The following is a 19,249-nucleotide window of genomic DNA, read 5'->3' as shown; positions in this document are numbered from 1 at the left end:
ATCAGTTCTCGCCGTCGCCGACACGCGTATCCAGACGCAACTCGGAGTTCGTCCCCACCGTCGACTGGTTGACCTCCGTCTTGCCACCCATGTTCAGCACACCGCTGTTGATGATGGTGGTCGCCTGCGTCTTGAACGCCGACGTATCGAGACCCTTGTCGGAAAGGAACTCCTCGGCCGCCTTCAGAAGGTGCTGCTCGATGATCTTTATGTGGTCCTGGATGGTGAAATGGTCCAGCCGCGCCTCGTTCCACTTGGTCGTCTTCAACTGCCGTATGCTCAGTCGCGGCCCCACGGTCGCTCCCCGTGAGCGGCGCTGCGCATGACCGACCCTGGCGACGCGGAACAGCATGAGCGGCACCTCCACGACACGCCAGGACGAGATCAGCGTCCGGGGAAGTTCCCAGGCTCCGCGCAACGCCGACCGGATGACGCCCCCCGCACCGCTCGGCGTGAACGCGTTGAGCATCTGATATTCGACCGGGGTGCGCGTCAGCGCGCAGGCCGCGAAATCAAGGCTGAGCGCACGGCCTTTGATAGTGACCCGGAGAAAGACAGTGGTGACCACTTCGCCGGTATCGCTGACGCGTATCTCCAGGAAATGGTGGACCATGGTGAAGTGCGCGTCGATGATGCCGTCGATGTCACCGGGTGTGGGTTCGTCGCGCAGCCATGCCCGATCACCCGCGACGTCCTCCTCGGCGACGTACAGCCGATCGTGCACCTCGAGTCCGCGCAGTCTGGTCGGCCCCTCGATCCGCCGTAGCCCGCGAATGGTCTCTCTGAGGTGGTCCACCAATTCGTGCGCGGGGAACGGTGGGACGATCTCCCAGCTCTCGCCGGTCATGTTCTGGTCGCGCTGGACCAGCCTGACCACCAGCGGAGGCTTCCAGCGATGGACGAGCTTTCCGCTGCCGAAGAACAGCGTGGGGTCGTCGGCCTTGCCGTCGTCCTCCGCCAGCATGACGGGGGCCACCGGATCGTCCGGGGCGACCGGCCGCGTCCGTGGGTACACCACCAAGGGGTGCTGCTCCTGATGGTGAATCGCCTTCAGGCGTCCACCGAGCACGCTCTCCGTGTCGGGTTCGACCGGCCGGTCCAGAGTGTCGATCAGCAGCTGCCGGACGGCCTCCGACCCCGCCGTGACCATGGCGGCCAGTACCGCGAGGGTGCCGGCCTGCCTCATCACCTCGGTCAGCGGCACGCCGGTCACCCAGGCCACCACGAGAGGGACGACCAGGAGCGCCAGGCAGGCCCACATGCTGATCTGCGCCAGCCGGGTGTGCTCCCGAAGGCGGGCCACCTCGCTGTTCCACCTGGGCTGCCGCAGCAAAGAGTTCCGTACCGCTCTGGCCTTCAGCGGCAGCAGCGCCCGGGTGTTGTGGAGCAGGACACGCGCCAGGCAGCAGGCCACCAGACCGCTCACGGTCACGACGGCGGCCGGCGTGTTGGACGAGAAGCCGATCACGAACACGGCGACGAGGGTCACGTATCGCGCGGCGTCCAGCGTCCACGCCCACCAGGCGTGCCGGACGACAGGGATGAGCTCGAAGCCGTACGCGGGGGCCACCCGGTGCTTGACGTCGCAGTACACCCTGCGGATCACCAGATCGCGGAAGGCACGGTCGACATAGACGCCGGCGCAGAGGTTGCGGGTCGCCGCGTCCTGCCGGACCTTCTCGTGCAGCCCTGAATACGCGGTGGCCTGCTGTGGTCGCGTCATGCCGCCTCCGACACCCCCGAGTTTAAGTAAAGATGACTTTAATCAGAGGTCTATTTAAAGTCAATACGACCTTTAGCTAGGCTGTGCGGCGTGATCAAGCAATCCGGGAGGGCGGCCGAGCACTCGCCCATCTTTGTGACCGTGGATCTGGTGATCTTCACGGTGCGGCAGGACGCGTTGCAGGTGTTGCTGATAGAGCGGGGCAACGAGCCGCATCTCGGGCGGTGGGCGCTGCCGGGCGGGTATGTGCGGGACGGGGAGACGCTGGACGAGGCCGCGTCGCGGGAGCTCGGGGAGGAGACGGGGATCGACGGGGGGCGGCTGCATCTGGAACAGTTGCGGGCCTACAGCGAGCCGGAGCGCGATCCCCGGGGGCGGATCATCACGGTGGCCTATCTCGCCCTCGGGCCGGAGCTTCCGCTGCCTACGGCGGGGACCGACGCCAGGGCGGCGCGGTGGGCGCCGGTGACGTCACTGCTGGGACGGGCGGGCACGCTCGCGTTCGACCACGACGTCATTCTGCGGGACGCGCTGGAGACAGCGCGGTCGCAGCTCGAGTACACCACCGTGGCCGCGGCCTTCTGCGCGGAGCCGTTCACGATCGGGGACCTGCGGCATGTCTACGAGGTGATCTGGGGGGTCACGCTCGACCCCAGCAACTTCCGGCGGAAGGTGACGCACGCGGAGGCGTTCCTGGTGCCGACCGGGGAGCGGCGGTTCCCCGAGGTCGGGCGGCCCGCGACGCTCTACCGCAGGGGGGTCGCGCGGCTGCTGATCCCGCCGTTGCTGCGGTCCGGCGACGTCGCCGGCACCGGGACGTCGCGGGTGGCGGCCGTGCGGAGGGAGCGGTAGAGGAGGCGGGGGTCGCCCAGGCGGTGGCGGAGGAGCTTTTCGAGGCCGCCGATGGGGACGAGGTTCTGCGGGGCGCGGGGGTCCTTGTAGTCGACGCCGGCCAGCGGGGGGAGGGTGAGGGTTATGGCGTCCGCCAGGGATTTGACCTCGTCGGGGAACAGGTCGGCGCCGGCCTCGCAGCGGACTATGCCCGCCCAGGGGGTGGTGGAGCGGACGGGGAGGCGGAGGTACCAGGTGTGGCGGCGCCAGCTCGTGCCCATGAGGAAGACGGGGGTGCGCTGGGCCGGGCGGAGGGCGGAGACCACCGCGGCCTGGGGCGGGGGGAGGTAGGCGGTGTGGTGGGTCTTGATGTAGCCGACGGTTCGCGGGAGGTGGGTGCGGCCGCGCAGGGGGCCGTCCACCAGGAGGAGGTCGTCGCCCGCCTCGGCGCGGTGGCGGATGGCGAGGTCGACCTCCTGCTCGGCCAGGTGCTGCTGGAGGGCCAGGGAGAGGTGCTCCATGGTGGGCTGGGCGGCGCGGCGGGAGGTGTACGTGGCGGCGGGGGTGACGATGTCGGGGGTGCGGGGCGCGGCGCTGAACACCGAGCGGCTGACCTGCACGGCCGCGAGGGTGGCGGGGGTGCCGCCGCCGGGGACGCAGCGGACGATTCCCACGGCGGTGGACGCGGCGATGCCCGGCGAAGGCATCGCGCCGTCGGTCTCCGGGTGCGTCCAGACGCGGGCGTCGATGCGGCGGACGCCGTCCGCGATCAGAAGGACGGCGGGGATGGGGGTGCCGGGGGCAGGGGTGACGGGCTCCCATTCGGAGGCCGGGATCTCGACGTCCAGGTCGAGCTTGGCGGTGGTGGATTCGAGGCCGCCGTCGGTCTCGTGGTCCAGGGCGGCGCCGTACGACGGGTCCCAGGGGTCGACGGTGAAACGGGCCGCGGTCATGAGGCCGCCCTTCGCAGGTGGGAGCCCTTGGGGTCGCGGGTGACCTCGTAGCGGACGGGGATCCTGTCGGCGAGGGCGGGGACGTGGGTGACCAGGCCGACCATGCGGTCGCCGCTGGTGGCGAGGCGTTCCAGGGTGGAGGCGACGATGTCCAGGGTGGCGGGGTCCAGGGTGCCGAAGCCCTCGTCGAGGAAGATGGAGTCCAGGCCGCGGGACGCCACGGCGCCGAGGCCCGACACCTGTTCGGACAGGGCCAGCGCCAGCGCCAGGGCGGCCTGGAAGGTCTCGCCGCCGGAGAGGGTGCGGACGTTGCGGCGCATGCCGGCCTCGGCGTGGTCGATGACCTCGATCTCGTTGCGGCCGCCGAGAGCCAGCTCGTACTGGCCGTCGGACAGTTCCCGCAGGGTGTCGGACGCGGCGGCGACCAGCAGTTCCAGGGCCTCGGCGCAGAGCCAGCGCTCGAACGCGTCGGCCCGCAGCAGCTGCGCCAGCTCGTGCGCCACCCGGGACTCGTGCTCCCTGGCCGCCGCCTGCTCCGCCAGCTCGCGTGCCTGGCGGCGGTTCTCCTTGATCCGCTCCACCTGGGCCTCGGCCCGGGCCACGGCCTTGACGACGGCCTCGGCGATGGCGTCCGGGGCGGGCTCGCCCGGCAGGACGATCTCGTGCTCGGCGAGCCGCTTGAGCAGCAGGACACGGCCGGCGTCCCGGTGGCTCACCATGCGGGCCAGTTCGCCGTCCTGCGCGGCGAGCGCGGCCCGCTGCTCGGCGCCGGCCCGGTCGCGCCAGGCGAGCAGATCGGCCCAGGCGCGCCGCAGGTCCTCGCGGTCCAGGGGCGGCGCGCCGAGGGTGACGACGGTGTCCCGGGCGGCGTCCAGGTGCCGCCAGGCCCGCTCGGAGCGTCCCGTGGCCTCGTCGGCGCGGCGGCGGGCGTCGTCGTACGCGGACCGGGCGGTGGACCTGACGCGCCGGGTGCGGGCCGCCGCGCTCTCCGCCGCCTTGATCGCCTCCAGCCGGGCCACGATCTGCTCCCGGTCCCCGCGCGGGGCGGCGCCCGCCAGCCGCGCGGCCAGCTCCTCGACGCCGCGGGCGGCCAGCGCGGCCCGGGTCACGGCCGCGCCGTGCCGGGTCCTGGCCTCATCGGACGACCGGCGGGCCGTGTCGAAGGCCCGCTCGGCGGTGCGCACGTCCACGCGCTCGGGATGGTGGGGCAGCTCGGTGACGGCACGCAGGCAGGTCGGGCAGGGCTCGCCCACCGAGAGCCTGCGGGCGATGTCCGCGGCGGCGTGCGCGTCCCGCAGCCGGTCGCGGTCGCGCTCGGCGGCGGCCAGGGCGGCGGCGGCCCGGCCCGCCTCGTCCTCCAGCCTGGCCAGCTCGCCGTTCGCCCGGTCGGCGTCGGCCACGGCCTTGGCGTGCGCGGCGGTGAGCCGGTCGTGCTCGTCCAGGGCGTTGAGCCCGGCGGCGAGCGTGGCCTTGTCGCCGAGCCCGGCCAGCTCGTCGTGGGCCCGCTGCTCCTCGGCCTCCGCGCGGTGCAGCTCGGTGCCGCGCGCCTCGACCTCGGCGCCGATCTCGCGCAGCGTCGCGGCCAGGGCGGTCACCGCGGCGGGCATGGCGAGGGCGTCCAGCGGGGCGAGCCGCCCGGCCGCGGCAGCGCGTTCCTCCCTGGCCCTGCGCAGGGTGTCGTCCTCGGCGCGCAGGGATTCGACGTCGGTCCTGATCCGCTCCGCGAAGGTACGCAAGGTGGTGAGGCGGCCCGCGGCCGTGCGCTCGGCGCTCTCGTCGGCGTCGGGCAGCCGGGCCAGCTGGTCGCGGGCGAGCGCGGCGGCCTGCTTGGCGACGGCCTCCTCGCGCACCGCGCGCTCGCGGACCCGGTCGTAGACCTCGGCGTCCAGGAGCTGGACCAGAAGGTCCTGCCGGTCGCTCGGCTTGGCGTGCAGGAACTCGGCGAACTTGCCCTGCGGGAGTACCACGCACTGGGTGAAGAACTTGTACGCCAGCCCGGTGACGCGCTGCACCTCGGCGCCGACGGCCTCGCCCTCGGCGACCGGCCGCAGCACCGCCGAGGTGACCGCCGCGAGCCCGGCCGTGGCGGGCACGCCGGGGTCGAGCTCGTCGATGCGGGCCTCGCGGGTGTGCACGCGGCCCCGTGAGTCGCGGCGCAGCGCACGGACGACGGTGTGCCGCCGCCCGCCGGTCTCGAACACCAGCGCCACCTTGCCGTCGATGGCGGACGGCGCGAGGGCGTGCGCGATCGAGTTCTCGTTGTTCCAGCGCGGCACGGTGCCGTACAGGGCGAAGCAGATGGCGTCGATGACGGTGCTCTTGCCTGCGCCGGTGGGGCCGATCAGGGCGAAGTAGTCGACGTCGGTGAAGTCGACGGTGACCGGCTCGCGGAAGCTGCCGAAGTTGTCCAGGTGGAGCAGCAGGGGGCGCATCAGCCGGTCACCTCGTCGTACAGCCGGTGGAACAGCTTCTCGACCTGCTCGTCGCCGCGGCCGGTGGCGGAGAGGTAGTCGTGGAACAGGTCCATCGGGCCGCGCGAGGCGGAGCCCTGGGGGGCGCGGGTGGCCCGGGTGGGGCGGAACCGCTCGTCGACGGCGACGTCCAGGGCGCCGGGGAGGATCTGCCGCACCGTCTCGGCCAGCCCGGGGCGGGGTTTCTCCGCCACCACGACCCGCAGCCACATGTCGCCGAGGTCGCCCGCCATGGCCTCCAGCTCGCCGAGGGTGCCGCGGACCGTCGCCATGGCGCGGGCCGAGCGGACGGCGGCCTCGCGGACCACGGCGGGACGGCCGGGCTCGACGTTCACCAGCAGGGCGCCCGGGGTGTTGCGTTCCTCGCCGAAGTCGACGGAGATCGGCGAGCCGCTGTACCAGATGGGGCACGGGCCGGGGATGCGCTGGCGGCGGTGCAGGTGGCCGAGGGCGGCGTACTGGGTGGAGACGGGGAACGCGGTGGCCTCGAAGTAGTAGGAGAAGATGGACTGCGCCTCGCGCTCGCCGCCGCCGAACGTGCCGCTCGGCAGGGTGCCGTGGGTGGTGACGATGTTGACGGTGCCGGCGGCGAAGCCCGCGGTGAGGGCGCCGATCAGGCCGCCGACGCGCGCGGCGTAGTCGCGGTTGTGGTCGGTGGCCCCGCCGGTGAGCACCTCGGCGGCGCGGACCACGTAGCGGTGCGACAGGAACGGCAGCACGGCCAGGCGCACGTCCTCGCCGGACCTCGCCTTGAACGCCAGCGTGCCGCCCTGGTCGGGGCGGCGGAACGCGCCCACCACGTGGATGCCGAGCGCGCCGAGCACCGGCCGGTACACCTCGAACAGGTGGGGGTTGTCGTGGTTGCCCGCCAGCACCACCACGTCGCGGCCGTCCTCGCGCAGCCGCATCAGGGTGGGCAGCACCAGCGACTGCGCCTCGGGGGTGGGGGCCGAGGTGTCGAACAGGTCGCCGGCGACGATGACCGCGTCCACGTCCTCCGCCTGGGCGAGGTCGGCCAGTTCCCTGAGCACCGCGCGGTGCTCGTCGACACGGGAGCGTCCCTTGAGGACCTTGCCGACGTGCCAGTCGGCGGTGTGCAGGATCTTCATCCTTCCGGCCTCCTCTAGAACGGCGGGATGTCGTCTTCGGGGCCGGGCAGCCCGGCGAACGGGTCCGCGGCGCGCGTCACCGCGCCCGCCGCCGGGGCGGGGGCGGCCTCGGACGGGCGGGTGGCCCAGGCGGGGAACGGGAAGGTGACGGCGAGCGGGAGCGGGATCTCGGGCTGGGCGACGAACATGGTGCCCGGCTTGGCGATGGTGGCGCGTTCCCGGACGCCCGGGGGCAGCCAGCCGTACTCCGATCGCGCGGCCTCGGCGGGGTCCAGGCGGCCGGCGACCCGGACGGCGCAGTTGGCGACGATGCGGCGCTCGACCTCCGAGGCGGTCTGCTGGGCGCCGATGAGGATGACGCCGAGGGAACGGCCGCGCTCGGCGACGTCCAGCAGGATCTCCTTGATCGGGGAGTCGCCCTCGCGGGGGGCGTACTTGTTCAGCTCGTCGAGCACCACGAACAGCAGCGGGCGGGCGGTGCCGGAGCTCTCCTTGCGGGCGAACTCGCCGCGCAGCACCACGCCGACCACGAACCGCTGGGCGCGCTCGGGGAGGTTGTGCAGGTCGACGATGGACACCTGGGCGTCGGAGGTGCTGATCGAGTGGTCGCGGCCAGGGGGCAGGTCGCCGCGGATGATCGGGGACAGGGGGCGCACCGCGCTGCGCAGGCGGCGCAGGAAGGCGTTCACCGTGCCGAGGGGGGTCTGCGCGCCGGTCCAGGTGGCGCGGGTGTCGTCGCCGGTGAGCTGGTCGGAAACCACGTCGACCAGGTCGGCGAAGGTGCGGCAGACGCCGGTGACGGTGCCGTCCGGGAGCCTGATCATCACGGCGCCGCTCTGGCCGGCGGTCTCGGCCCACGACTGGAGGCGGGCGGCGACCTGGCCGATCAGCAGGGAGTACTGGGCGCGTTCGTCGTCGGCGTCGGCGAACGCGTAACGCAGCAGCTCCTGGTCGCAGAACTCGCGCAGGGTCCAGTAGAACGAGCCGACGCCGTGGGTGCGGGCCGACACGTGCGGCACGCCGTTGACGTCCCCCGGGCGGGGCGGCGCGAAGACGTGCACGCTGCCGAACGGGCGGGCGGGCAGGCCGAGCAGGCCGTACGCCCTGATCGCGGCGTCGTCCAGGCGGGTGTTGGCGTGGTCGAGGAACAGCAGGTCCTCGCCCTTGACGGAGAAGATCAGGGCCTTGGTGTTGGCGGCCTCGGCGTCCAGCACACCCGAGTTGAAGATCGAGTACAGCAGGAAGGTGGCGAACGACGTCTTGGTCGCCACGCCCGACACCCCCGAGATCGACACGTGCGCCCCGCGCGTACCGTCCATGAAGTCGAAGTTGACGTACAGCGGCCGCCCGTCCCGCCCCAGCCCCATCGGGATGCGCCGGTCCATCACGTCGAAGTACAGCGCCTGGTCCCGGTCCTCCGCCTGCGCCCGGTACACCACCGCCCCCGGCACCGGCGGCACGAACACCTCCGGCTCCAGCCGCGTGACCCGCACCTCCGCGCTCTCCATGACGGCGGCGGGCAACGCCCCCTCCGCGATCAGGAACACGTCGGAGTCGAACCCCGCCCCCTCGTGCCGCGCCTCCACCCCCACCACGACGCCCGCCACCAGCACCGGCCCGATCCCCGGCACCTCCCGCCGGGTGACCACCACGTCGTCCAGCTGCAGAACCCGCCCGGCCTCCACCCCCACCCAGAACGAAAGCGGCGAAGCGGCCTGAGTCCCCAGCACCCGCCCGACGACCTCGGGAGCACCCTGCCCCCCGTTGAGCCCCGACCGCCCCGCCACTCCGTTCTCGATCACTCGGATGTCTCCCACCCCACCGTCCACAAATCCATCACTCGGCAGCATAGCCACACCCCCCGACCGGCCATCCTGGCTTCACCACACCGCGTTCCGGATAGCTTGCGCTCATGACAGAGATCGAGGAGCTCGCCGCCCGGATACGGCGCTTCACGGAGGCCAGGGACTGGACCCGCTTCCACACCCCGAAGAACCTCGCGATGGCCCTGGCCGGCGAAACGGGCGAGCTGATCGCGGAACTCCAGTGGCTCACCCCGGAGGAGTCCACCCGCACGATGACCGACCCGGACGCCGCCGCCCGCCTGCGCTCCGAGATCGCCGACGTCATGATCTACCTCACCCGCCTCGCCGACGTCCTCGGCATCGACCTCGTCCAGGCCTCCCACGCGAAACTCGACGAGAGCGAGAAACGATACGACGTCACGGCTTATCGGGGGTCGGCACGGAAGGCGCCGCCGCTCTCCTGAGGTCCTGATGAACCTTGACGACCGAACGAAGGCGACCGGATACTGACGGAACTTGCGCCGGAACTCCGTGGAAGCGGGAACCCGGCCCTCGCGCTTTCCGGTCTCATGCGTGCCGTCGCGCTGTTCGCTATCGACCTGAACGGGTTCGCCGCATGGCAGAGAACGACGATGATCCGTGGGCGGCGGCCCGGCTCGCCGAATCGGCGCTCTATTTCTTCATCAGCCACGCGCATGTGAAGCCGCATCGCCTGATCGACGACGATCCCGGCCGGCACGTCATGAACTTCTTCCGTGATCTCTGCTCGCATATCATGCACATGACGGACTGCCCGGCGGGAGCGCTGCCCGGTTACGTCGACATGGGGATGCGCGGTGGAGTCGAGTGGATCACCGAGATCAAGAAGGCACTCGGGTCGTGCCGTGTCTTCGTGCCCCTGTACGGGCCGCGCTATTTCGCCAGCACGGCCTGCGGGTTCGAATGGGGGGCGTTCTCCCACCGGGAGGAGCGACATCGCGGCGAGGCCGCGGGAAACTCGGCGCAGCGGGCCATCGTCCCCGTGCTGTGGACCTCGGTGAATCTCGACAGGATGCCCGGTGTCGCCAAGGGGATCCAGCTGACGAGCTTCGAGCTGGACGGCCCTTACCGGCGTGACGGGATATACGGGCTCGTGTCGACCAAGAAGTGGGACGACTACGACGCCGCCACCTACGAGATCGCCAGAGAGATAGTCGCGACGGCGGAACTGACCCGCCTCCCGCCGTGTGACCCGTCGTTGTTCTCGGACATCCGCAACCCGTTCCGGCACGACGACCTGGCCGACGGTTCACTCGGACAAGATCGCGAGGTGAATCAATGAGCGACCAGCACGCTCTCGCCGGTGCCGCGGACGGTCCGTACTTCTTTCTGAGCTACGCGCGGACACCACGAAGCGGACCGTTCGACGACGTCGATCCGAACCGCTGGGTGACCAAGCTGTTCAGTGACATATGCGCCGACATCATTCAGCTGAGCCCGATGAGCGGCCGTCCCGGCTTCATGGACCTGCAACTACGGACCGGCGAACCCTGGCCCGAGGTCGGGACCGCACTCGCCACCTGCCGGGTCTTCGTGCCCCTCTACTCCCCGAGATATTTCCACAACCCGGTGTGCGGCAAGGAATGGGCGACCTTCTTCCAGCGCGACTCACCCGGATCCCAGCTCACCCAGGCCATCGTCCCCGCGCTCTGGGTTCCTATAGCCTCCGGCGAGCTCCCGCCGTCCGCGTCGCAGGTCGGCCTGCCGGACGCGAAGCTCGGGGTGCACTACCGCGAGCACGGCTTCTACGGCCTGATGAAGCTCAGCAGGTTCCGTGACCACTACCGGCGCGCGGTGTTCGGTCTGGCGCAGACAATTCTCGAGGCCGGGACGCGAAACATGGTCCGCGCGGGAAAGCCGTCCGACTATCTGTCCGCGGGGAACGCGTTCGACCGCCTGGACGGCCCGCGAATGATTTGAAAAAGCGGCAGCCGTGGCCGTCGCGGCCTCCGATGTCCCGGCCTCGTCTCATGGGCCCCGAGGACTCCTGACCGCGAGGCCGTCCTGAGGGCATGATGGCGGGGAGGGGGTGGGATGGGTGGAGATGGCGTACGGGGTGCCGGTGGTGGGGCTGCGGAGGCTGGTGGGGGGTTATCACGGGTATCGGGAGGTCGGGGAGGCTCCGGGGACGCATCGGGGGCTGCCTTCGCCGTATCTGACGGTGATCTTCACGTTGGAGGATCCGGTCGACGTGGCGGCTCATCCGGATCCGCGGCAGGGGCCGGGGCGGTACGACACGCTGGTGGGCGGGCTGCACACGTCGCCGGCGTTGATCACGCATGAGGGGCGGCAGGCGGGGGTGCAGCTGGGGGTGAGTCCTCTGGCGGCGCGGGCGTTGTTCGGGGTGCCCGCCGGGGAGCTGGCGAACATCGACGTGGAGGCGGGCGAGTTGCTGGGGGCCACGGCCCGGGAGGTGTACGAGCGGCTGAACGCGGCGGCGGACTGGGGGGCGCGGTTCCAGGTGCTGGACGAGGCGTTGTCGCGGCGGGCGGACCCGGGGCGTGAGGTCTCGCCCGAGGTGGCGCGGGCGTGGCGGGTGCTGATGGGCAGCGGGGGGACGGTTGGGGTCGGGGAGCTGGCGCGTGAGGTGGGGTGGAGCGCGCGTCATCTCGGGGCGCGGTTCGGGACGGAGATCGGGCTGACGCCCAAGGTGGCGGCGCGGGTCATCAGGTTCGACCGGGTGCGGCGGGCGTTGCAGGCGCGGGCGGGGAAGGCGGGCGGTGTGTCCGGGGACGTGCTCGGGCTGGCGGATCTGGCGGTGGAGACGGGGTACTACGACCAGTCCCACCTTGTACGGGAATTTCGGGATTTCTCGGGGTGCTCGCCTACGCGGTGGCTGGCGGAGGAGTTCCGAAACGTCCAAGCCACGGCCGTCCCCGCCGGGGCAGAGTCAGGGGCATGACACAGACACCGCAACCACAGGTCTGGCCCACACTGCGGGCCCGGGACGCGCGCAAGCTCATCGCCTTTCTTGTGGAGGCGTTCGGCTTCGAGGAGACCGCCGTCTACGGCGAGGGCGACATGGTCGCGCACGCCCAGCTCAGCTGGCCGCTCGGCGGGGGGATCATGCTCGGCTCCGGCCGGGAGCCCACCGAGGACAACCCCTGGAACCTTTCGCCGGGCACCTTCGGCGCGTACGTCGTCACCGACGATCCCGACGCTCTGTTCGCCCGCGCCACCGCGGCGGGGGCCGAGATCCTGTACGGGCTCCGCGAGACCGACTACGGCTCCCGGGAGTTCGCCGTCCGCGACCCCGAGGGCAACCTGTGGTCCTTCGGCACCTACCGGGGCGAGCCCCGCAAGGGCTGACCCCGGCGCCCCGCCCGCGCCGGGCGTGCGGGGACGGCCGGAGACCGTCACCGGCACCGAGCGGAGGACGGCCGGGTGCGGGGAAGGCCGGAGACCGTCACCGGCACCCGAGGGGAGGACGGCTGCCCGTGCGGGCTCAGGGGGACGGCTTGAGGGTGGCGGCGTGGTCGGGGACGCGGTTGCGTTCGTTGCGGGGCAGGCGGCGGTAGCCGGTGGACGGGGGACGCGGGGGCAGGTGCAGCGGGGGGCGTTCGATCTCGTGGTACGGGACGGTCGAGAGCAGGTGCGCGATCATGTTGACGCGGGCGCTGCGCTTGTCCTCGCTCTCCACCTCGTACCACGGCGCCTCGGAGATGTCGGTGTGCACCAGCATCTCGTCCTTGGCCCGTGAGTAGTCCTCCCAGCGGGTGATGGACTCCATGTCCATCGGGGAGAGCTTCCACTGCCGCATCGGGTCCTTCAGCCGCGACTTGAAACGGCGTTCCTGCTCGGCGTCGCTGACCGAGAACCAGTACTTGCGCAGCAGGATGCCGTCCTCGACCAGCAGACGCTCGAACACCGGGCACTGGTGGAGGAACCGGGTGTACTCCTCGGGGGTGCAGAACCCCATCACCCGCTCCACCCCGGCGCGGTTGTACCAGCTGCGGTCGAACAGCACGATCTCCCCGGCGGCGGGAAGGTGCTCGACGTAGCGCTGGAAGTACCACTGGGTGCGCTGCCGCTCCCCCGGCACCGGCAGCGCGGCGATGCGGGCGACCCGCGGGTTGAGGTATTCGCTCACCCGCTTGATCGTGCTGCCCTTGCCCGCGGCGTCCCGCCCCTCGAAGAGCACCACGAGCCGGACGCCCTCGGCACGCACCCACTCCTGGAGCTTCACCAGCTCACCCTGCAGCCGGTACAGCTCTGCCTCGTAGACCTGCCGGTCGAGCCGCCCGTTCTTCTTCCCGCCCACACCCACCTCCGCACAGCATTCCTCCTGGGATCGTAGTTCGCGCGAAGGCTTGACCTTGACCCTGCGTCAAGGTCGGAGCATCGACGCATGAACGAGACGAGAAACCCCCACAAGCCCACCGAACCCCCGTGGGACGCCGCTACGACGTCGGAGGCCGACGGCTGTACCTGCCCGGGCACAGCACCCTGCACACGGAGCGGCCGGACGCGGTGGTCCAGGCGATCCGCGACCTGGTGGGCAGGGTGACCGCGTGAGGAGGGGCGGATGCTCACGATAGGCTCGCCCACCATCGCCGCAGGATCGCCCAGCTGGACGGGAGCGAGGCGCTGTTCCTGCCCTCCGACGTCATCGACATCCTCGACCGGCTGCGCGGCATCGGGGTGAGCGAGCGGATGGTGCGGGTCGAGCGGGACGTGTGGATCATGCTGGTGGCGCTGTCCCCCCGCTCGGTGTCCGGCTGGGTGGCCGGGAAGAACTCGATCTTCGACGACCCGGAGTTCCAGCGTATCTACCTCGCCTGCGACCAGGCGTTCGACTGGGACCCCGGCGACGAGCGGCTCGCGGACCTCGCCGGCGCCATCACGGACTGGACCGCGCGGCGCGGACCGGAGGACCCGGGGTCCGAGCCCGGCACCCTCGGCCTGATCTTCTCGCGCGTCCTCGACTCGTCACCGGCGTGGCGGCGGCTCGTCCAGCTCCTCGCGCTGCCGGTCCCGCGCCCCGCGTGACGTTCCGCGGCCGGCAGCTCCGGGTGCCGGGGCCCGTGCCGCATGCCGGGCATATGCCTCGGACCGGATCCGGCCGAGGGCATCCCGTCGTGGTCACGGCTCCACTATGCTCTGCGCCCGTGACCGCGCCCAAGCAGGCCGTGGCCGGTCTCCGTGCCGTCCTTACGCGGCACGCCGTCCCGGCGCCGCAGTGGGTCGGCGCCCCTCGTCATCGGGCAGGTCACGCCATGGGCGAATACCAGTACTACGAGTTCCTGGCCCTGGACCACCCGCTCACCCCGGACCGCCAGGCCGAGGTCCGCGAGCTGTCCGCGAGCGCCGAGGTGGGGGGCACCGGCTTCGTCGACCGCTACGAGAACGGCGACTTCCCCGGCGACCCGCGCCAGCTGATGGAGCGTCACTTCGACGCTCACCTGTACCTCTCCGACTGGGGCATTCGCCAGCTGGTGGTCCGCGTCCCCGAGAAGCTCCTCCCCCTGGACACCGCGCGGCCGTACCTGCTGGACGAGCAGGTGGAGGCGTGGGTGGCCGGCGACCACCTCGTCCTGGACCTGCGCAGCGAGGACGAGGACGCCGACTGGGACGAGGACGACGAGCGCCTCCTCCCCTCCCTCCTCGCCGTCCGCGACGAGCTGGCCTCCGGCGACCTGCGGCCTCTCTACCTCGCGTGGCTGGCCGCCGTCGGCACATGGGAGCGCGACGAGGACGCCTTCGACGACGACTTCGAGCACGAGACCGAGCCCCCCGTCCCCGCCGGCCTCGCCACCCTCACCCCCGCGCAGCACAACCTCGCCGACTTCCTCCGCCTCGACGCCGACCTGCTCACCACCGCCGCCACCCTCTCCCCTGCCCTCTCCGCGCCCCTCAGCGCTCAGGCCGGCTCGATCGCCGCCCTTCCGGACCCCGACAAGACCGCGCTCCTCGTCCGCGTAGCCTCCGGTGAGGCGCCCGAGGTCCGTCTGGAACTCCTCCACCACGCCACCGCCGTGCCGTCCCCCGCTCCGGGGTCCCGGACGGTCGGCACCCTGCTGGACGACGCCGCGGTGACGCGTCAGCGGTCCTGACCCCGTCTTTCCTCCCCTCGTGGCGACAGCCGGTAGACATTGGATAGTCCGACTATCTAATATGGGTTCCGTCGCTGCGAGCGTCAGCGGCGTCGGAACGTTTTCGGGAGGGTTCGCCATGGGGCGGGATGCTGGTTTCGCGCGGAGCATGTGGCATCAGATCGAGCCGGTGCACGCGGTGTTCTGGTATTCGCCGGAGGTGTTCGCGGAGGCGGCCGGGCTGGGTCTCCCGGTGGAGACCCGCTGGCCCAGCTACTTCGCCTGGCGGGCCGCGCCGCTCGGGGAGCCCGGCGTGGCGCGGGTGGCCTCGGCGTTCTACAGCTTCAGCCCCCGCATGGTGGGCGAGCATGTGCCCGACGTGTGGGGCGTGGCGTCCGGGGAGCGGGTGCTGGCCGCGAGGGAGCGGGCGGTGGATCGGATGTACCGCGCCCTGCTGGGTGACGGCGTCGGTTCCGCCGAGGTGGCCGAGGCCGCCGGCCTGGCCCGCGAGGCCGCCCTGGCGGCCGGCCACTCCGGCCGGCCGCTCTCGGCCGCCAACGCCGGCCTCCCCTGGCCCGACGAGCCGCACGTGGCGTTGTGGCACGCCATCGGAATCCTGCGGGAACACCGCGGCGACGGCCACATCGCGGCACTGCTCACGGCGAGCCTGGATCCCTGCGAGGCGCTGGTGTCGTTCGCCGCGGTAGGCGCGGCCCCCGTGGAGACGTTCGCGAGCCGCGGCTGGTCCGAGGAGGAATGGGGAACCGCTCGGGAGCGTCTCCTGTCCCGGGGCCTGATCACCGCGGACGGCACGGCGACCCCCGCCGGACACGCCCTGCGAAACGACGTGGAACGCCTCACCGACGACCTGGCCTACGCCCCCTGGGCGTCCCTCGGCCCCGAAAAGTCCGAACGACTCGCCAAGCTGACCACCCCGATCCTCATCGCGGCCCTGGAGTCGGCCTTGCTCCCCGCCACCAACACCCTAGGCATCGGCAAGATCCCACCCCCCACCCGCTAACCCCCACCCGTCCCAGCCCCCCGTCGCGACGCCCCCTATCCCAACGCCCACCGTCCCTCGGCCCACGTCGCCCCGGGATTTGCCCCTCGGGTTCCGGCTCCGTTTGGTCTCCCGGAGGGTTCGGCCCCCCGGGTTCCCGGGGTTCGCATCACCGAGGTTCGTCCCACCGGCGCCGGGTCGGCGGGTCGTGGTACGGCGAACACGGCGCCGCCGTACGGTGAGAAACCCGCCACCGGACGCCAGACCAACGACAACTGTCACCAAGGGGACAACAACCACAAACCCACATCGGCTGAGGTGGATGGGCCCACCCGTTGTCGGTTCCCACCATGTCGACCATGGCCCACCCGATTCCGGGAGTATCCATCACCGCACGTGGACGCCACCCCGCGAACCCGGGTGCCCCGCGAAGGGTCATCCGCATTCCCGGGCAATCCATCACCGCGCATTGCACACCAGCCCGTGGGCGTGGGCACCCCGCGGAGGCGGACCTACTGCTTGAAGGTGTCCCGCAGAAGTGGGCTCCGGGCGGCGGGAGTTTAGCGGCGGCGGAGGGCCTTATCGGTGAGAGAAGGGGGTGTGTAGTAGCTGTCGCCCGGGTTGAGGTCGGTACCCGGCGGGACGATTTCGTCGATTCGGTCGAGGATGTCGGCGGTGAGGGTGGTCCCGGCGCCGGTCAGCAGGGATTCGAGGTGGTCCATGGTGCGGGGACCGATGATCACTGAGGTGATGGCGGGGTGGGAGAGGACGAAGGCCAGGGCCAGGTGAGGCAGGGAGAGGCCGGCCTCGTCGGCCAGCTTGGCGAGTTCGGTGACGGCCTGGAGTTTGCGGGCGTTCTCGGGCAGGGAGACGTCGAACTTGTGGCGTTCGACGCGGCTGCGGTTGCCACCGGTGAGGTCGATGTCCTCGGCGGAGCGGTAACGGCCGGACAGCCAGCCCGCCGACAGCGGCCCCCAGGTGAGAACGCCCATTCCGTACTTCTGAGTCGTGGGCAGGACGGCCGCCTCGATGCCGCGGGCCAGGATCGAGTACGGCGGCTGCTCGGTGCGGAACCGGACATGACCGCGGCGCTCCGACACCCACTGAGCCTCGACGATCAGCTCGGCGGGGAAGGTGGACGAGCCGACGGCACGCACCTTGCCCGCCCGCACCAGATCGGTGAGTGCGCCGAGGGTCTCGTCGATGTCGGTGGCGGGGTCGGGCCGGTGGATCTGGTACAGGTCGATGTGGTCGGTGCCGAGCCGCCGCAGGCTGTTCTCCACCTCGCGGACCAGCCAGCGCCGCGAGTTGCCGCCGTGGTTCGGGTCCGGCCCCATCGAGCCGTGCGCCTTGGTGGCGAGGACGACATCGTCCCGGCGCCCCTTCAACGCCTGCCCGACGATCTCCTCCGACGCTCCGGCCGAATAGATGTCCGCGGTGTCCACGAAGTTGATCCCGGCGTCGAGGGCACGGTGGATGATCCGCACGCCGTCGTCGCGATCGTCGTTGCCCAGCGGCCCGAACATCATCGCGCCGAGCGCGAACTCGCTCACCGAGATGCCGGTACCGCCGAGGATCCTGCGCTGCATGAGATAAGCCTCCAAAGAGCTATCTGTCTCTCGACCTCTCCCACACTCCCCCGTCACCCGGGAAAGGCACCAGGCCCGGCTCAACCGGGGTCGGCCAGAACCACCCAGGCGGCCGGCCGTCGCATAATGCAGATATGGGGCATGGGACAGAAGAGGTCACACCATTTCTGAAAACCAGGCGCGCCGCACTGGACGCCGCCGCGCTGGGCCTGCCGGACGGCCCGGCCCGGCGCCGGGTGCGCGGCCTGCGCCGTGAGGAGGTCGCCCAGCTCGCCGGGATCAGCGTCGACTACTACACCCGCATCGAGCAGGGCCGCGCACCGTCCATCTCCGACTCGGTGGTGGACGCCGTCGCCCGCGCGCTGCGCCTGACCCCCGACGAGCACGCGTACCTGCGCAACATCACCCTGCCCCACCGCTACGCCGAGACCACGTGCTGCACGGCGGACGGCCCGGCCGCACGCATCACCCGTCCCACCGTCCGCCCGCAGATCCTGGAACTGCTGGAGGCCATGGACGACACCGTCCCCGCCGTCGTCTTCGGCCCCGGCCTGGACATCCTGGCCTGGAACCGGCTCGCGGCCCGGATCTCGTTCGACTACGACACCCTCCCCGAACGGGACCTCAACTCCGCGCGCCTGATCTTCCTGCACCCCGACGCCAGGACGCTGTACCCCGACTGGCCCGACGTCGCCGCGGAGGCCGTCGCCACCCTGCGCGGCGAGGTAGGCCACTACCCCGACCTGTTCCAGGTGCACAGCGTGATCTGCGACCTCCAGGAGGCCAGCCCCGAGTTCCGCGCCCTGTGGGACACCCAGTCGGTCCTGGAGGGCAACCACGGCACCAAGCGCATCCGCAACCCCGAGGTCGGCGAACTGGTCCTGACCTACGAGTCCCTGTCCCTGTCCGGCGACCCCGGCCAGCGCCTCTGCACGGACACGGCCCCCCGCGGCTCGGTGACCGAGGAACGCCTCCGAACCCTGGCGTCACGGGTCGGCGTCCCCGGATAGCCGTCTCGGCACGCGTGCCCGGCGCGTTACGATCCGTGTCATTCGTCGTGTCCGGGCACATTCTCATCCAACGGGATCCGCCATGAGTGAGCTGATGTCGATCGCGCTGTCCGGTGGCGGCGAAGTCCTGGTGGAGGTCTCCCCCAATGACCCCGGCATCCGCCGCGCCGGCCGCGCCGGCGACGTGATCGAGGCCTCCACCGAATCCCTCCAGGCCGCCCTCCAGCCCATCCGCGCCGCCGCCGAGGCCGCCCTGGACGCCTTCCGCAAGTCCGCCCCGAACGAGGTCGAGATCGAGTTCGGCGTCCGCCTGACCGCCGAAGCCGGCGCCGTGATCGCCAAGTCCGGCGTAGAAGGCCACCTGACCGTCAAACTGACCTGGCGCGGAGAGTCCTGAATGCGCCCCTGGTCCGCCCGCGTCCACGGCGCCGGCGGCATCTGCGGCGCCGCCGTCCTGATCACCGAGCACCACGTCCTCACCTGCGCCCACGTGGTCAACGCGGCCTTGGGCCGCCCCCCCACCGCCACAACCCGCCCCGAATCCCTGATCAACTTGGACTTCCCCGCCGCCCCCGGCACCCCCCGCGTGCAAGCCGCGGTAGCCGAAGACGGCTGGTTCCCCATAGAGCCCGACGAACGCGGCGACATAGCCATCCTCCACCTGACAACCCCCTCCCCCACCGGAAC

The 19,249-nt window shown here is 71.5% G+C and carries 20 protein-coding genes; 13 read left to right on the top strand and 7 right to left on the bottom strand.

The annotated features are described in order from the left end of the window. Position 1 precedes the first annotated feature (1 nt). Positions 2–1,723 (bottom strand): hypothetical protein, encoded by a 1,722-nt coding sequence (locus ACFP1K_RS27065; protein ID WP_380758343.1) that lies wholly within the window; start codon positions 1,721–1,723, stop codon positions 2–4. Between the two features lie 90 nt (positions 1,724–1,813). On the opposite strand from ACFP1K_RS27065, the gene ACFP1K_RS27060 reads away from it, so the two are divergent. Further along, positions 1,814–2,575: an NUDIX hydrolase gene (locus ACFP1K_RS27060; RefSeq protein WP_380758341.1), complete on the top strand. Its 762-nt coding sequence runs from the start codon at positions 1,814–1,816 to the stop codon at positions 2,573–2,575. Here ACFP1K_RS27060 and ACFP1K_RS27055 read toward each other — a convergent pair. Genes ACFP1K_RS27055 through ACFP1K_RS27040 form a run of 4 tightly spaced genes read right to left on the bottom strand, consistent with a single transcriptional unit; the run spans position 2,470 to position 8,889 of the window. After that, positions 2,470–3,507, bottom strand: a complete 1,038-nt coding sequence (locus ACFP1K_RS27055; RefSeq protein WP_380758339.1) for a hypothetical protein — start codon at positions 3,505–3,507, stop codon at positions 2,470–2,472. The genes ACFP1K_RS27060 and ACFP1K_RS27055 overlap by 106 nt on opposite strands. Then, positions 3,504–5,939, bottom strand: a complete 2,436-nt coding sequence (locus ACFP1K_RS27050) for an AAA family ATPase (RefSeq protein WP_380758338.1) — start codon at positions 5,937–5,939, stop codon at positions 3,504–3,506. The genes ACFP1K_RS27055 and ACFP1K_RS27050 overlap by 4 nt, the downstream gene beginning before the upstream one ends. Then, positions 5,939–7,087, bottom strand: coding sequence for an exonuclease SbcCD subunit D (locus ACFP1K_RS27045; RefSeq protein WP_380758336.1), 1,149 nt, complete (start codon positions 7,085–7,087; stop codon positions 5,939–5,941). Before ACFP1K_RS27045 ends, ACFP1K_RS27050 begins: the two co-directional genes overlap by 1 nt. A 14-nt stretch (positions 7,088–7,101) precedes the next feature. Beyond that, positions 7,102–8,889: an ATP-binding protein gene (locus ACFP1K_RS27040; protein WP_380758334.1), complete on the bottom strand. Its 1,788-nt coding sequence runs from the start codon at positions 8,887–8,889 to the stop codon at positions 7,102–7,104. Between the two features lie 110 nt (positions 8,890–8,999). On the opposite strand from ACFP1K_RS27040, the gene ACFP1K_RS27035 reads away from it, so the two are divergent. The 5 genes from ACFP1K_RS27035 (at position 9,000) to ACFP1K_RS27015 (ending at position 12,240) form a co-directional block, all read left to right on the top strand. After that, complete coding sequence (locus tag ACFP1K_RS27035; protein WP_380758332.1) at positions 9,000–9,356, top strand: nucleotide pyrophosphohydrolase; 357 nt, start codon at positions 9,000–9,002, stop codon at positions 9,354–9,356. A 152-nt stretch (positions 9,357–9,508) separates the two neighbouring features. Continuing rightward, complete coding sequence (locus ACFP1K_RS27030; RefSeq protein ID WP_380758330.1) at positions 9,509–10,213, top strand: TIR-like protein FxsC; 705 nt, start codon at positions 9,509–9,511, stop codon at positions 10,211–10,213. After that, on the top strand, positions 10,210–10,851 hold the full coding sequence (locus ACFP1K_RS27025) for a TIR-like protein FxsC (protein ID WP_380758328.1): 642 nt from the start codon (positions 10,210–10,212) through the stop codon (positions 10,849–10,851). Before ACFP1K_RS27030 ends, ACFP1K_RS27025 begins: the two co-directional genes overlap by 4 nt. A 124-nt stretch (positions 10,852–10,975) precedes the next feature. Next, entirely contained in the window at positions 10,976–11,833 is an 858-nt protein-coding gene (locus tag ACFP1K_RS27020; RefSeq protein ID WP_380758411.1) for an AraC family transcriptional regulator, read from the top strand. After that, positions 11,830–12,240 (top strand): VOC family protein, encoded by a 411-nt coding sequence (locus ACFP1K_RS27015; RefSeq protein WP_380758325.1) that lies wholly within the window; start codon positions 11,830–11,832, stop codon positions 12,238–12,240. Before ACFP1K_RS27020 ends, ACFP1K_RS27015 begins: the two co-directional genes overlap by 4 nt. Positions 12,241–12,376: 136 nt before the next feature. On the opposite strand, the gene ppk2 is transcribed toward ACFP1K_RS27015, so the two are convergent. Next, positions 12,377–13,192, bottom strand: coding sequence for a polyphosphate kinase 2 (gene ppk2 / locus ACFP1K_RS27010; RefSeq protein ID WP_380758323.1), 816 nt, complete (start codon positions 13,190–13,192; stop codon positions 12,377–12,379). 128 nt (positions 13,193–13,320) lie between these two features. On the opposite strand from ppk2, the gene ACFP1K_RS27005 reads away from it, so the two are divergent. The 4 genes from ACFP1K_RS27005 (at position 13,321) to ACFP1K_RS26990 (ending at position 15,984) form a co-directional block, all read left to right on the top strand. Beyond that, positions 13,321–13,446, top strand: coding sequence for a hypothetical protein (locus ACFP1K_RS27005; RefSeq protein ID WP_380758321.1), 126 nt, complete (start codon positions 13,321–13,323; stop codon positions 13,444–13,446). Positions 13,447–13,572: 126 nt separating this feature from the next. Further along, positions 13,573–13,920 (top strand): hypothetical protein, encoded by a 348-nt coding sequence (locus ACFP1K_RS27000; RefSeq protein ID WP_380758318.1) that lies wholly within the window; start codon positions 13,573–13,575, stop codon positions 13,918–13,920. Between the two features lie 119 nt (positions 13,921–14,039). After that, positions 14,040–14,984 (top strand): hypothetical protein, encoded by a 945-nt coding sequence (locus tag ACFP1K_RS26995; RefSeq protein WP_380758316.1) that lies wholly within the window; start codon positions 14,040–14,042, stop codon positions 14,982–14,984. A gap of 148 nt (positions 14,985–15,132) precedes the next feature. Further along, a complete protein-coding gene (locus ACFP1K_RS26990; protein ID WP_380758314.1) occupies positions 15,133–15,984 on the top strand; it encodes an SCO6745 family protein in 852 nt (283 codons plus the stop codon). A 539-nt stretch (positions 15,985–16,523) separates the two neighbouring features. Here the strand turns inward: ACFP1K_RS26990 and ACFP1K_RS26985 are convergent. Next, on the bottom strand, positions 16,524–17,552 hold the full coding sequence (locus tag ACFP1K_RS26985; RefSeq protein WP_380758312.1) for an aldo/keto reductase: 1,029 nt from the start codon (positions 17,550–17,552) through the stop codon (positions 16,524–16,526). 134 nt (positions 17,553–17,686) lie between these two features. Between ACFP1K_RS26985 and ACFP1K_RS26980 the strand changes: the two genes are divergently transcribed. From ACFP1K_RS26980 to ACFP1K_RS26970, 3 genes are all read left to right on the top strand, one after another. Continuing rightward, on the top strand, positions 17,687–18,562 hold the full coding sequence (locus ACFP1K_RS26980) for a helix-turn-helix transcriptional regulator (RefSeq protein WP_380758310.1): 876 nt from the start codon (positions 17,687–17,689) through the stop codon (positions 18,560–18,562). 82 nt (positions 18,563–18,644) lie between these two features. Beyond that, positions 18,645–18,959 carry a CU044_2847 family protein gene (locus ACFP1K_RS26975; protein ID WP_380758308.1) on the top strand — a complete coding sequence of 105 codons (315 nt, stop codon included), beginning with the start codon at positions 18,645–18,647 and terminating at the stop codon, positions 18,957–18,959. Further along, positions 18,960–19,249, top strand: a 290-nt coding sequence (locus tag ACFP1K_RS26970) for a trypsin-like serine protease (protein ID WP_380758306.1), incomplete at its 3' end; no start/stop codon positions are given.

Origin of the sequence: Sphaerisporangium aureirubrum (assembly GCF_042658925.1) — a bacterium.
GTDB classification, from domain to species: domain Bacteria; phylum Actinomycetota; class Actinomycetes; order Streptosporangiales; family Streptosporangiaceae; genus Sphaerisporangium; species Sphaerisporangium aureirubrum.
Note: the sequence above shows the minus strand (reverse complement) of the source record. Positions and strands in the feature narration are given on the sequence as shown.